The sequence below is a fragment of the Peribacillus sp. NPDC096448 genome (genome assembly GCF_044762675.1).
In the GTDB taxonomy this organism is placed as follows: Bacteria; Bacillota; Bacilli; order Bacillales; family DSM-1321; genus Peribacillus; species Peribacillus frigoritolerans_B.
On sequence record NZ_JBIWEU010000002.1, the window covers coordinates 421,457 to 435,347 of the forward strand.

Annotated in this window: 12 protein-coding genes; 11 read left to right on the plus strand and 1 reads right to left on the minus strand. The window is 38.0% G+C overall.

What is annotated here, in order from left to right:
* Positions 1-201 precede the first annotated feature (201 nt).
* The 6 genes from ACIQ0C_RS05865 (at position 202) to speD (ending at position 5,996) form a co-directional block, all read left to right on the plus strand.
* Positions 202-1,377 carry an acyl-CoA dehydrogenase family protein gene (locus tag ACIQ0C_RS05865; RefSeq protein WP_403057941.1) on the plus strand — a complete coding sequence of 392 codons (1,176 nt, stop codon included), beginning with the start codon at positions 202-204 and terminating at the stop codon, positions 1,375-1,377.
* A 205-nt stretch (positions 1,378-1,582) separates the two neighbouring features.
* Positions 1,583-2,737, plus strand: a complete 1,155-nt coding sequence (locus ACIQ0C_RS05870) for a betaine/proline/choline family ABC transporter ATP-binding protein (protein ID WP_403057944.1) — start codon at positions 1,583-1,585, stop codon at positions 2,735-2,737.
* 12 nt (positions 2,738-2,749) lie between these two features.
* Positions 2,750-3,403, plus strand: coding sequence for an ABC transporter permease (locus ACIQ0C_RS05875; protein WP_402837220.1), 654 nt, complete (start codon positions 2,750-2,752; stop codon positions 3,401-3,403).
* 11 nt (positions 3,404-3,414) lie between these two features.
* Entirely contained in the window at positions 3,415-4,332 is a 918-nt protein-coding gene (locus ACIQ0C_RS05880; RefSeq protein WP_403057947.1) for an osmoprotectant ABC transporter substrate-binding protein, read from the plus strand.
* A 17-nt stretch (positions 4,333-4,349) separates the two neighbouring features.
* Entirely contained in the window at positions 4,350-5,012 is a 663-nt protein-coding gene (locus ACIQ0C_RS05885; RefSeq protein ID WP_403057950.1) for an ABC transporter permease, read from the plus strand.
* A gap of 147 nt (positions 5,013-5,159) precedes the next feature.
* A complete protein-coding gene (gene speD, locus ACIQ0C_RS05890) occupies positions 5,160-5,996 on the plus strand; it encodes an adenosylmethionine decarboxylase (RefSeq protein WP_264897294.1) in 837 nt (278 codons plus the stop codon).
* Positions 5,997-6,020: 24 nt separating this feature from the next.
* Here speD and ACIQ0C_RS05895 read toward each other — a convergent pair whose 3' ends face one another.
* Complete coding sequence (locus ACIQ0C_RS05895) at positions 6,021-7,046, minus strand: YeiH family protein (protein WP_403058107.1); 1,026 nt, start codon at positions 7,044-7,046, stop codon at positions 6,021-6,023.
* 133 nt (positions 7,047-7,179) lie between these two features.
* Between ACIQ0C_RS05895 and ACIQ0C_RS05900 the strand changes: the two genes are divergently transcribed.
* From ACIQ0C_RS05900 to ACIQ0C_RS05920, 5 genes are all read left to right on the plus strand, one after another.
* Positions 7,180-8,073: a selenium metabolism-associated LysR family transcriptional regulator gene (locus tag ACIQ0C_RS05900; RefSeq protein WP_403057955.1), complete on the plus strand. Its 894-nt coding sequence runs from the start codon at positions 7,180-7,182 to the stop codon at positions 8,071-8,073.
* Positions 8,074-8,311: 238 nt separating this feature from the next.
* Entirely contained in the window at positions 8,312-9,217 is a 906-nt protein-coding gene (locus ACIQ0C_RS05905; RefSeq protein ID WP_402837210.1) for a hypothetical protein, read from the plus strand.
* A gap of 499 nt (positions 9,218-9,716) precedes the next feature.
* Positions 9,717-10,343 (plus strand): metal-dependent hydrolase, encoded by a 627-nt coding sequence (locus tag ACIQ0C_RS05910; RefSeq protein ID WP_403057958.1) that lies wholly within the window; start codon positions 9,717-9,719, stop codon positions 10,341-10,343.
* Positions 10,344-10,566: 223 nt separating this feature from the next.
* On the plus strand, positions 10,567-11,010 hold the full coding sequence (locus ACIQ0C_RS05915) for a C40 family peptidase (protein WP_403057961.1): 444 nt from the start codon (positions 10,567-10,569) through the stop codon (positions 11,008-11,010).
* Between the two features lie 388 nt (positions 11,011-11,398).
* Positions 11,399-13,528 (plus strand): ATP-dependent Clp protease ATP-binding subunit, encoded by a 2,130-nt coding sequence (locus ACIQ0C_RS05920; RefSeq protein ID WP_403057964.1) that lies wholly within the window; start codon positions 11,399-11,401, stop codon positions 13,526-13,528.
* Positions 13,529-13,891 lie beyond the last annotated feature (363 nt).

Sequence of the window (13,891 nt, forward strand, 5' to 3'; positions counted from 1 at the left end):
CAGTTAAGTAATAATCAAATAATTTAAAATGGTAAAAAATAGATTTTTAAAAGGGAATTCCAAACTTTTGTTGAACATGAATATTGTGGAACATTTTATGTGCTTGAAATTGTAACCGTTTACATCATGACCTTCAACATATTTAACTTGATCATGGCAGTGATTATAAGTACAAAATCATTAGAGAATGGAGGTTAACCCATGGCTAGCACGATGGCAATAAATAAAGATGATTCCCGTTCCTTCCTAACGGAAGAACACTTATTATTTAAACAATCAATTCGTGAATTTCTCGCCAAGGAGGCTGTCCCCTTTTATGATCAATGGGAAAAAGAGGGGGAAATACCTTGCTCGTTTTGGGAAAAGATAGGAGATAATGGATTTTTATGTCCATGGATTGAAGTGGAATTCGGGGGAATAGGAGCAGATTTTGGATATTCAGTTGTGCTGGCAGAGGAATTGGAGATGGTTGGATCAGCCTTAGGAGGAATATCAATTCATTCTGACGTTGTAGCCCCTTATATTGCCTCATTCGGAACAATAAATCAAAAACAAAGATATTTACCAAAGTTCATTACTGGAGAAATGATTTCTGCCTTTGCATTGACAGAGCCGGAAATGGGATCGGAATTGGCTGATATTCAAACCACAGCCATCAAGAAAGATGGGTATTATGTTGTCAATGGAGCCAAAACGTTTGTTACAAATGGCTTTAAAGCTGACTTCATGATAGTAGCATGCAAAACAGATCTTAATGCTGTTCCCCCCAAGGACGGAATCAGTTTACTGCTCATTGATAAAGATACACCAGGGTTATCACCGGGAAGAAAGCTTAGTAAATCAGAACAGGGAAACTCAGGCACAGCTGAACTATTTTTCGATGATGCTTCAGTTCCAGTTGGCAACCTCCTTGGGGAGGAAGGGAAGGGCCTTTCATATATCATGCAAAAAATGCAGCAGGAAAGACTAATGTGTGCAATCAGGTCTTTAATGGCAGCGAAAGACATGCTTCACTTAACGATGAATTTTATAAAAAGACAAAAAGCGTTTGATAAGAAAATAAGTAAATTTAAAAATGCACAGTTTACCATTGCTGAAATAGCGACAGATATTCATCTGGGAAGAACGTTTATTGATGGGTTGATCTGTAAACATATGACTGGGGAGAATATCATAACTGAAGTATCGATGGCTAAACAATGGATAACGGAGATGTCTAAGCGAATATCTGATAAGTGCATGCAGTTACATGATGGTTACGGTAGTATGGGTGACGATAAAATTGCCCGGCGTCATCGGGACATTCCTTTGTCAACATTCTTTACAGGGACAGATGAAACCATAAAAACCCTGATTGCTAAAAATATAGGGTTTTAATTCATCTTTAATACTATATAGCTATCAACTGCCTCGGTTAAAACGGGGCGGTTTTTTTACCATTTTTTCAAAATAAATACAATGAACTAGTTTTTATAAAAAAATGTTTATACAGTTTACCTTATGGGTACAAGAGACTGTGCATATGGAAAATTAATATTTTTGTAAAATTTGTAATTGTATGCGAATGATGGAGGTGCTTTTTATGTTAAAAATCGAAAATGTATCGAAAATCTATAAGGGAGGGAAGAAAGCTGTAAAAAATATATCATTGGATATTAAAAAAGGGGAGTTCATTTGCTTCATTGGTCCGAGTGGATGTGGAAAGACAACAACAATGAAAATGATTAACCGTCTTATCGAACCATCTGAAGGGAAGATACTTATTAATGGAGAAAATATTTTGGATAAAGACCCAGTTGAGCTAAGAAGACAGATCGGGTACGTTATCCAGCAAATCGGACTTTTCCCTCACATGACTATTCTTGAAAATATCACCCTCGTTCCAAAACTTCTTAAATGGAATGAACAGAAGAAAAAGGAACGCGCACTGGAATTGCTTAAGCTTGTCGATATGGGACCCGAATACCTGGAAAGGTATCCCTACGAATTAAGCGGCGGGCAGCAACAAAGGATAGGCGTTCTCAGAGCACTCGCTTCCAATCCTCCACTCATTTTAATGGATGAACCTTTTGGCGCACTAGATCCAATCACCCGCGATGCCCTTCAGGAGGAATTTAAAAATCTGCAGCGCACACTTGATAAAACAATCGTTTTTGTTACGCATGATATGGATGAAGCCATTAAGCTAGCCGACAAGATCGTCATCTTAAAGGCTGGTGAAATCGTCCAAGTGGGAACACCGGATGAAATCCTCAGAAACCCAGCCAATGAGTTTGTTGAAGAATTCATCGGTAAAGATCGTTTGCTTCAAACAAGACCCAATGTTGAGTTGGTTGAACAAATCATGAGTCGAAATCCAATATCCATTACAGAGGAAAAATCCCTTACCGATGCTATTGCGATAATGCGCGAGAAAAGGGTCGATTCTTTACTTGTGGTCGATGAGCAAAATGTTTTGAAAGGGTTCGTAGATGTTGAAACGATCAGTGAATACCGAAAAAAAGCTAAATTTATCAGCGAAGTCATCAATACTGATGTCTATTCAGTGAAACAGGATACTTTAATCCGCGATTCCGTTCAAAAGATTTTAAAACGAGGTTTCAAATATGTGCCTGTAGTTGACCAGAATAAACATTTGGTCGGAATTGTCACTAGGGCTACATTGGTCGACATCGTATATGACAGCATTTGGGGAGAGGAAGAAAATCAAGTGGCAGAAATAGTAGAAATGTTTTAGGAGGTATATGAGATGGAAACAATGCTCGATTTTTTACAAACGAACTGGCAAGAATTGATATATAAAGCATGGGAGCACTTATATATTTCCATGATCGCTGTTTTCATTGGAATAATAGTCGCTGTACCACTTGGGATTATGTTGACGCGAATGAAAAGGAGCGCATCGATTATAATCGGAATTGCAAACATTATGCAGACACTGCCGAGCCTAGCGGTCCTTGCCTTTTTCATTCCTTTCCTCGGCGTTGGGAAAACACCCGCAATCATTGCGTTATTTTTCTATTCCGTTTTACCCATACTCAGGAATACATACACAGGCATTAAGGGCGTAAATGAAAATCTGCTTGAATCCGGACGCGGCATCGGGATGACAAGCTGGGAGAGGATTCGTCTGGTTGAATTCCCGCTTGCACTTTCCGTCATTATGGCTGGTATCCGTACGGCATCCGTCTATTTAATTGGATGGGCCACCTTAGCTTCCTTTATTGGAGGCGGAGGACTAGGAGATTACATTTTTATCGGTTTGAATTTATACCAAACAGAATATATCATCGCTGGTGCAGTTCCGGTAATCATCATGGCTATCCTGGTTGATTATGTATTCTCGATCATAGAACGAAAAGTCGTACCAAAAGGGTTGAAAGGTATGAAGGAAGTTGCTTGAGGAGGATTACCATGTATAAAAAAATAAGAAGTACAATTTTATTGGCCCTTTTAGTTTGTTCATTAATGATCACCGGCTGTTCTTTGCCTGGTTTAGGATCATCTTCTGAAACTACTGTAAAGATCGGTGCCCAAAGCATGACCGAATCCGAAATCCTGGCGAACATGATCGCTCAACTCATTGAAAGGAATACGGAACTTGATACGAAAATCATCAAAAATCTAGGTTCGAATTTCGTTCAGCAAAAAGCGATGGAGACAGGTGATATCGATATAGCCGCAACTCGATATACAGGGACTGATTTAACGAGTGTCCTGGGACAGGAAATCGAAAAGGACCCAGTAAAGGCGATGGAAATAGTTCAAAGGGAATTCAAAGAACAATATGGGTTCAAATTTTTTGATTCTTATGGATTCGATAACACGTATGCCTTTACTATTTCAAATGAATTGGCTGTGGAAAAAGGATATAAGAAAATATCGGATCTGGAAAAGGATGCAGATAATTTAAGATTAGGTGTGGATAGTGCTTGGCTTAAAAGAAAAGGGGATGGTTATAAAGGGTTCGTCGATACATATGGATTGGAATTTGGGGAAACTTATCCGATGCAGATTGGCTTGGTATATGATGCAGTCAAAAATGGCCAGATGGATATTGTCCTTGCATATTCCTCAGATGGACGGATTAAGGTTAATGATTTGAAGCTTTTAGAAGATGATAAACAGTATTTCCCTCCATATGACTGTTCACCGGTCGTTACCGAAGAATTGTTGGAACGTTATCCTGAAATTGAAGAGGAACTTAACAAGTTAATTGGCGAAATCACTACTGAAACCATGCAGGAACTGAATTATGAAGTTGATGGGAACTTGAAGGAGCCATCGGTCGTAGCATCGGAATTCCTTGAAGCACATAAATATTTTGAATAATTGGGAGGTGCAAACTAATGGAAACCTTGCAACAGCTGGAAACCTATTATTCCCAAAATTGGATGTATGTACTCACTGAATTCTATCGCCATTTTTTAATGTCTGCTTATGGAGTGTTATTTGCAGCAATTGTAGCCATCCCAATAGGCATTTTCATCGCGAAACATAAGAAATTGAGTAATTGGGTATTTTCGATAACGAATGTCATACAAACCACACCAGCATTGGCTATGCTTGCACTCTTGATGCTAGTAATGGGCTTAGGAACAAATACGGTAATCTTATCATTGTTTTTATATTCCTTACTGCCAATCCTGAGGAACACTTATATCGGAATTACAAGTATAGATCATGCTTATTTAGAATCTGGAAAGGCAATGGGAATGACAAAGCTCCAGTTACTAAGAATGGTCGAACTGCCATTATCTCTATCTGTCATCATGGCTGGCTTACGTACAGCGCTTGTCGTTGCAATCGGAGTAACTGCTGTCGGTACATTCGTAGGGGCAGGCGGACTCGGGGATATCATTGTCAGGGGAACGAATGCTTCAAATGGAACGGCAATCATACTTGCAGGAGCAATTCCGACGGCATTGATGGCCATTCTCTCAGATCTTTTACTCGGATGGCTGGAACGGATTCTTTCACCGATAAAGAAGAAAAAAATTCATACTGTCTAAAACTGAAGCCATTGCATGTGAATGCAATGGCTCTTCCTTTGCTTACCGATAAGAAGTCAGAAGCTTATACTGGCAGACTTAGTTTTTTATTTCAGAAAAAGGGTAACTATAAGGGTAGTCCTAAAATAAGTATAAGGGGAATCAATCATGAAACTTACACCTGAGCAGCGTATTGAACTGCATGGCTTTAATAATCTTACGAAATCTTTAAGCTTTAATATGTATGATATTTGTTACACAAAAACCAGGGAAGAAAGGGAGGCCTACCTGGATTATATCGATGAACAATATAACGCAGAGCGGCTTTCGAAGATCCTGCACAATGTTGCGGATTTAATAGGGGCACATGTTTTAAATACGGCCAAACAGGATTATGTCCCTCAAGGCGCCAGTGTAACCATTCTTGTTTCAGAAGGACCTGTCGTCGAAGTACCTATGGAGACTTATGAGGAATCACCAGGGCCTTTACCTGATAATGTGGTCATGCAACTGGATAAAAGCCATATTACCGTACATACATACCCTGAATACCATCCAAATGAAGGCATTAGCACATTCAGGGCCGATATCGATGTCTCTACTTGTGGAGAAATATCACCCCTTAAAGCCCTTAATTATCTTATTCATTCCTTCGATACCGACATTATCACGATCGATTACCGAGTAAGAGGTTTTACGAGAGATAAAGATGGGCGAAAATTGTTCATTGACCATGATATTAATTCCATTCAAAACTATATTCCCGATGAAGTAAAAGGTTTATATGACATGATTGATGTAAATGTATACCAGGAAAATATATTCCATACAAAATGTAAGCTGAAAAGGTTCGATATTAATAATTACTTATTCGGTTATACAGAGGAAAAGCTGAATAAAGAGGAAAGGCAAGAAATTATAGAAAGGCTTCAAACGGAAATGGATGAAATTTTTTATGGTGCCAATGTTCCACATCCAATAGAAAAAAACAAGCATGCCGATTAAGGGATGCTTGTTTTAATTGAAAAGTTAATTTAAATGGAAAGTCTGAACCAATACATACCCGAGGCAAGTCAATAATATAGAGCCGATCAGTCCAGCTATAAAAGGTTTACCGCCATATTTCCTAAAAGTTACAAGGTCAATATTCAATCCTAGTCCTGCCATGGACATAGCCATGAGGATATAGGAAAGCATAACAAGTTTTTCGGCTAAAGGTTCAGGAACTGCACCTGAAGAATAAATGGCACTTATTAATAAAAATCCAAAAATGAACCACGGCATCTGAATGGACTTCCAGGAAAATTTCTTTCCGGTAACAGTTGATCGTCCTTTCCAATTCATGGCGAATCCTACCAAAATCGCAACGGGAATAAGCAGGGCCACCCTAGTCAATTTGACCACCACAGCCAAGTCGACAGACTCATTTCCCCCTGGTGCTGCCGCAGCGATGACGTGAGCAATTTCATGGAGTGTCGCACCCGAAAAAATACCATATCCTTGATCGGATAACTCCAATAATGGATATAGGATCGTATATCCGAAAGTGAAGGTTGTACCTAAAACAGCAACCGTCGCTACAGCTATTGCGGTATCTTTTTCTTTTGCTTTTATTTGGGAGGAAATAGCCAGGATGGCAGCAGCTCCACAAATTCCCGTTCCGCAAGCTGTCAATAGGCCAAGCTTTTTCTCAACTTTAAATAGGCGGGTCAATCCATAAACTACTAATATACCAAATACAAGACTAATGGCACCAACTGCAAATGTTTTCGGACCGGCATTAATAATATCCTTTAGGTTCAAGCGCATCCCCAATAAGATAATGCCCACTCTCAAAAGGACTTTACTTGAATAATTTGTCCCTGCAACGGCGTAAGCTGGGACACCGATTAGTGATTTCCAAACAACACCAATCAGTATCGCAATGACTAACTGTCCCATTATATGAAGGAATGGAAGCTCTGCTAAGTATTTTGCTGCAATGGCAATTAGCAAAGTCAATGCTATTCCTTTTGTAAATCCATGTTTTTTAGTTTCAACTTTTATTTGTTCCAGTGTGATCACTCCATCTATGTTGATGCTTTAACTTTAAAACTTAATTAAAAATAAGTGAAATATATTTTTGCTATTTCAATGATTACTTCTACTTATGATAAAATGAAACGCATAGGTAGATAGGGAGGTAACAATGGATCCGTTAAAAGTATTCGTAACCGTAATCGAACAGAAAAACTTTTCAAGAGCAGGGGATCTTCTGAACCTGTCGCAGCCAGGAGTCAGTCTTCACATAAGGAATCTGGAAAATGAGTTAGGGACGAAATTAATTTATCGTTCCCCCAAGCAAGTTCAAATAACAGAGCCGGGAAAAATTTTGTATAGACATGCAAAGCAAATGCTTAATCATTATGAGACAGCGAAAAGGGAAATAAATGAATTTAATAACGTGGTTAGCGGAACGATGAAAATAGGTGCAAGCTTCACGATAGGGGAATATTACCTTCCAAAAGTATTAGCAGAATTTGCTGCTCAATATCCGATGGTGGACATACAAATCATCATCTCGAATTCAAATGATGTCATTCAAGGAATCCGTTCAAATAAGCTTGATATAGGCTTGATTGAAGGTGAAACGGATTATAAAGATATAGATGTAAGGCCATTCATGAATGACGAGATGATTGTGGTCGTTCCCCCGGATCATCCACTTTCACAGATGGATCTCATCGAGGGCAATATGCTCCAAAACCAAACATGGGTACTTAGGGAGCAAGGGTCGGGAACCCGTACATATTCCGAAAAACTTTTGAGCAGTCTCGAGTTAAACATAAAGAAAACCTTTATTTTCACCAGTATTCAAGGAGTGAAAGAAGCTGTGATGGCTGGACTCGGCATTGCCTTGTTATCCCGATTGACTGTACAAAAAGAATTGAAATCCAATGAATTGAAAACCTTTCATTTGAAAAATGAGCCCATTATAAGACCTTTTTCGATCGTGAAAAAGTTGGACTTCGAAGCATCCAAAGCCATGGATTTGTTTCTAAGGAAAGTCGAAGAATTTGCGATAAAGGGCCGTCCTAAATAAAACCTGAACATTTGCTCAACCTTTCATTTTTACTGTAGAGGGTTGGGCATTTTTAACGACGAATTATTATTAATTTTAATGAAAACGTCGAAAGTAATTTGGAATATGTCAATGATTAAACGAATTTTACGTATTTTAACATAATTGCAAACATATAAATTAAATAGGTAGTCTCCAGGAAATTCTAAGTCCCTGTAGACTTTTCCTGATATTAATAATCTTAAAAGGAGCAACCACATTGGCTATAGAGGAGCAGAAAGATAAACGGATTTCTGTTTTCGACAGGATTATAGGATTCATGCCAAAATTTTATGTGATTGGGACAATTTTAATTTTTGTTTATACACTAGTTGCGATGGCTCGTTTAGGTATCCAAACTTTGAAAAATCCTGAAGAAACCACTGTACCTGCCCCCCCTGTTTCTCAGGGATTTGAACATACATTGATATCGTTAATCATCGAACCGATCGTAACGTCTGAATTTTATCAAATCATCTTTAACACGTTATTCCTTTACCTAGTTTGGATATTGCTTTTCCTATTAGCCCCAATTGCTTTTTACCGTTTAAAACACTTTAAATTTTTTAATATCGAGATTGAAATTGAAAAACAAGATGCTGCCGTTTATGAAGTATTCAGCATGAGCAGTTCAAAAATGAAATTTGCAGCGTATTTAACATCCGAGGAATTTCAATTGGAGATATCAGAGGAAATTGCCAACAGCAAGGACTTTAAAACACCATTACTCTATACACTGGACTGTGCCGTGGATTTTTATTCCGATCAATTAGGTCTTTCCTTTACCTATGATATCTATACCCTGAACCAGTTTAAAAAAGCAAAGCTGCCTAAATCAATCAAAGCGATGCTTGATAAGTCCATTCAAACCGGCGATCCGTGCATTACGAATAAAAGCAATAGCGATAGTGAATATTACAAGAATTTTCTTATCCATTATTTCGAAAACATGGACGGGAAATTCGTCACTGTCTTAAATAGTTATCAAACTGAATTCGATACTTTCGATAAATCATTGCTTAAGATTCTGCAAAACGTCATATACGATTACTATTTACAATATAACTATATTTACGAAGCGAGCGAGAAGCTGGAAAAGAATGAAACCATTTCACCTAATAATTAAAAAAACCACCCTACAAGTGGTTATTTTTTTTGGAAAGGTGATTGTTAATTATATTTTGGACAATTTCATTGTTCCCAATGAGCTCAGACGATTTATTTACATGCTTTTCCCGAAAATCCATGTTCTTTATTTTCTTGGACTTTTTCCCGTTTTTAAAATTATTGAAGGCATTTATAAAAGCTATCTGAATCACTCCCCTTATAGATTAGTATATTCATATTTTGGATAAAATTTCATGAAAAACTTCAATTTACAGAAAAATATTTTGCGGATTTAGAGTGATGAAAATTTCCTAAACAAAGAAATTATGGATATTTATAAGAAGTGTTTTGAATGTACGACCAGGGTGTTTTTTTCCTCTAATTACTGATTACTATAGCATTATTTATAAGAAATAAAGAAATTTTCCCCAAAATGTTGTATAGTTAGTATGCAGGGATTCGAACAAACATTCGTTTCTTGAAAGCAGATTACTTCTTAGAGGGACAGGAGAGAGACAGTGAACGGTACAGCACACATGGCTTTAGGGGCAACAGTTGGATTTTTGACGGCAAACACACTTCAAACAGATCCAACCACCACTTTATTCTTGGTGGGCATCGGTGGGGTTTCAGGGCTTATGCCCGATATGGATATTGATGGGAAGTTAAGTAATAGGATTACCTTTTCACATAAGTTTATCCGGACGATAGCCCAAACGATTGGAATTTTGATGATCATTTATAGTATTTTGGAAAGCTCTGAAACGGAAAAGTGGATCGGTGTAGGGGCAGGAATCGGAATCATCATTATATCATCATTCATTAGGCAAAGGCATATGCTGACCTTGACTGGATTAGCGGTATTAGGAGGCGGTTTATCTTTGCAGGAAAGCTGGTTATGGCTGTTGGGAGCCTATTTTATCCTGGCATCTTTTACACCACATAGAAGTTATACCCATTCGATTGCCGGTATCGCTTTCTTTGGCATCATTGCCTTTCAATTCGAAGCCTTTATGGGGATTGACGGAATTTTCACCACTTGTATATTAGGATACATAAGTCATTTAATCGCAGATTTGAAATGTTTACCTTTTAATAAACGTGGGGTGAAATTATTTCTTCCATTTTTCTCAAAAGAATTTTGACAGTGGTTTTTTACCACTGTTTTTTTTATGAGGAAAAGCTAGTTTTATTAAAGGTACTTTTACATAAGTTGAATGGACCCATCATTCGACTTATTTTTATGTTTTATATGGTCATTCTTCCTAAATCTACTAAATGTAACATATTTGTAAAGGTCCTGTGATGCGAAAGATATGCTTCTTCTAGTATATTAGGTTTAGCAGATCACATCAGGGGGTAAATAGTTTGTTCAAGAAAATTGTCGTCGGATTGTCATTGGCTATAATTCTTGTAACCGCATCATTTGCTGTGGACCAAGTGGAAGCTGCTTCATATCATACAAAAGCGATTAAAGTGGCTAAAAGTGAATTGGGTACAAAATATAAAATGGGTGGAATTTCTTCATCAGGTTTTGATTGTTCGGGATTAGTGAAGTATTCATATCAAAAGGCTGGTAAGAATTTACCAAGAACTGCTGCTGACATATATATAAAAGGTAAGAAAGTTAAAACCCTGGAAAAAGGTGACTTAATGTTTTTTGCACCAAATAAAGCGAAAAAACCTACACATGTGGCCATATATGTTGGAAACAAAGAATTTATACACTCTTCATCATCTAAAGGAGTGTCCTACGCTAAAACCAATAATACCTATTGGAAGCCAAAGTATATTGGTGCGAAACGTATATAATAGAAGAAAATCAACCTTAATATAAAAAACCAAGAGACTTAATGAAGTCTCTTTTTTGTTTTTAAAAATAAGAGTGGATGAGTCATTTTCACAAGACTATGATTAGTCTTGAAAAAGTTGAATTGGTGTTGTGTTAAATAGAGTAGGTTATCGAGCCCTGAAATGGGTAATCAATAATATGAAGCATTGATAGAATCATTTTATTTGACTGGAAATGGATAGTTTAATATGCTAAGCAAACCAAATCGAAGGAATTTCTTTTTTATTGCAAAAAAAATCCCAGACAAAATTATTGAAAGTCAAAGAAGGTCAATGTATAATAAAGTCAGAAAGTCAAAGAAGGTCAAAGATTTATTTTCAATTCAATTTTTTAAAGGAGGAGTACTACATGCTTTGTGAAAAATGCCATGTAAACCAAGCTAATATTCAAGTTCACCTAAATATGAATGGTCAGGAGCATGATGTGAAACTGTGCTCCACTTGTTATAAAGAAGAGAGAAACAAACTTGGAGCAGCAATGGGCGGAATGGATATAGGGAAGTTCCAATTTAACGGAACTCCAAATTCATTCAATCCATTTAATTATAATAATGTACCAAAACCGAATTCAGCTGAACAAGGCGAGGACGGAGGATTGCTTGAGGAGTATGGCCGCAATTTGACCGATGCTGCTAAAGCAGGACTTATTGATCCGGTAATCGGACGAAATGAAGAAATCAAGCGCGTCATTGAAGTTCTAAATAGGCGCAATAAAAATAATCCAGTTTTAATCGGTGAACCTGGTGTCGGTAAAACGGCCATTGCTGAAGGTCTTGCTTTAGCGATTGTTGATGGTTCTGTGCCCGTTAAACTACGTAATAAGCTTGTATATATGCTTGATGTAGCGTCCCTTGTTTCGAATACTGGAATTAGAGGGCAATTCGAAGAAAGAATGAAGCAATTGATCAGCGAATTACAGGAAAGAAAAAATGTCATTTTATTCATCGATGAAATTCATCAACTGGTGGGCGCTGGTTCAGCCGAAGGATCAATGGATGCAGGAAATATCTTGAAACCTGCACTTGCACGCGGCGAACTTCAGCTTGTCGGAGCAACCACTTTATCCGAATATAGGAAAATTGAAAAAGATGGTGCCCTTGAAAGGCGCTTCCAGCCTGTACACGTTAATGAGCCGACAACGGCAGAAGCACTGGTCATCTTACGTGGATTAAAGGATAGTTATGAATCTTATCATGGAGTAACATATAGTGAGGAAGCCCTAAAAGCGGCTGTTGAACTCTCAAACCGCTACATTCAAGACCGATTCCTGCCTGACAAGGCAATAGACTTAATGGATGAAGCTGGTTCCAAATTGAACTTGACCATCGAAGACGGCCAGGTAGAAAACATGAAAGAACGACTGGCGCAAATTTATAAAGAAAAAGAAATGGCATTGAAAGAAGAAGCATATGAAAAAGCTGCCGTTCTACGTGATGAAGAAGAAAAACTGGAAAAGTCATTGCAAGCAGGGGAAGATGCAATTAAGCCAACCGTTACCGTTGAAGACATTCAAAATATCATCGAACAAAAGACTGGTATTCCTGTAGGTAAGCTCCAAGAAGATGAGCAAGAAAGAATGGTTCATCTCCAAGCGGAGCTGATGAAAAAAGTAATCGGTCAGGAAGAGGCTGTCAAAAAGGTTTCCAAGGCCGTTCGAAGAAGTCGTGCAGGGTTAAAATCCAAAAATCGTCCTACCGGTTCTTTCCTTTTCGTTGGTCCGACAGGAGTCGGTAAAACCGAATTGGCGAAAACTCTTGCTGAGGAATTGTTCGGGGATAAGGAAGCGATGATTCGTCTTGATATGAGTGAATTCATGGAGAAACACAGTGTTTCTAAATTAATCGGTTCTCCTCCTGGATATGTAGGCCATGAGGAAGCTGGACAATTGACGGAAAAAGTTCGCCGCAAGCCTTACAGTATCATCTTATTGGATGAAATCGAAAAGGCACATCCGGATGTAATGCATATGTTCCTGCAAATCATGGAAGATGGACGCTTAACCGACAGTCAAGGCCGGACCGTTACTTTTAAAGATACCGTGATCATCATGACGAGTAATGCTGGAGTCGGTGAGAAACAAAAAGTAATGGGATTCGGTACAAGTTCAGCCGTGGAAGAGGCTTCAATCCTACAATCTTTAGGCAGCTTCTTCAAACCGGAATTCTTGAACCGGTTCGATAGCATCATTGAATTCTCGGCATTGAAAAAAGAAGATCTTCTGCAAATTGTTGATATCATGATTCACGAGCTAGACGAAACACTTGCTGCAAATGGTTTATCTTTAGAAGTGACCAATGAAGCGAAACAAAGGCTAATTGAACTCGGGTATCACCCAACTTTCGGAGCGAGACCGCTCCGCCGTGTTCTTCAAGAACAGCTCGAAGACGGCATCACTGACTTTATCTTTGAGCAGCCTGAAGTTAAGGACTTCACTGCAATTGTTGAAGATACCTCTGTGAAAATTATTAAAACACCATAAAGAGTACTAGAAATGCCTCCAAGACCGTAAAACTGTTATGGAGGCATTTTTTTCTTTTTTTGGATTATTCTCATTAAACGATAAGTAAGGTCAAGCTAAATGACCTGAACTTTCGATTATTAAATATAGATTTCTGAATTTTTCGCTTAACTTGCAGATTGAATGTTTTGATGGGTAATGCCTGTGGAATCATAACATAATGGAAGATTCGCTCATGATTATAAAAATTAATAATTCCTGTTCTAAAATGGGAATTTCAATGGAGGAATGACCTATTAAAGATTCACTTTCTTATTTTGAAGAGGAAAATAAAAATAATCGAAAACCGATGGATGATGAAACGGAAAATCAGTTGGAATCCCT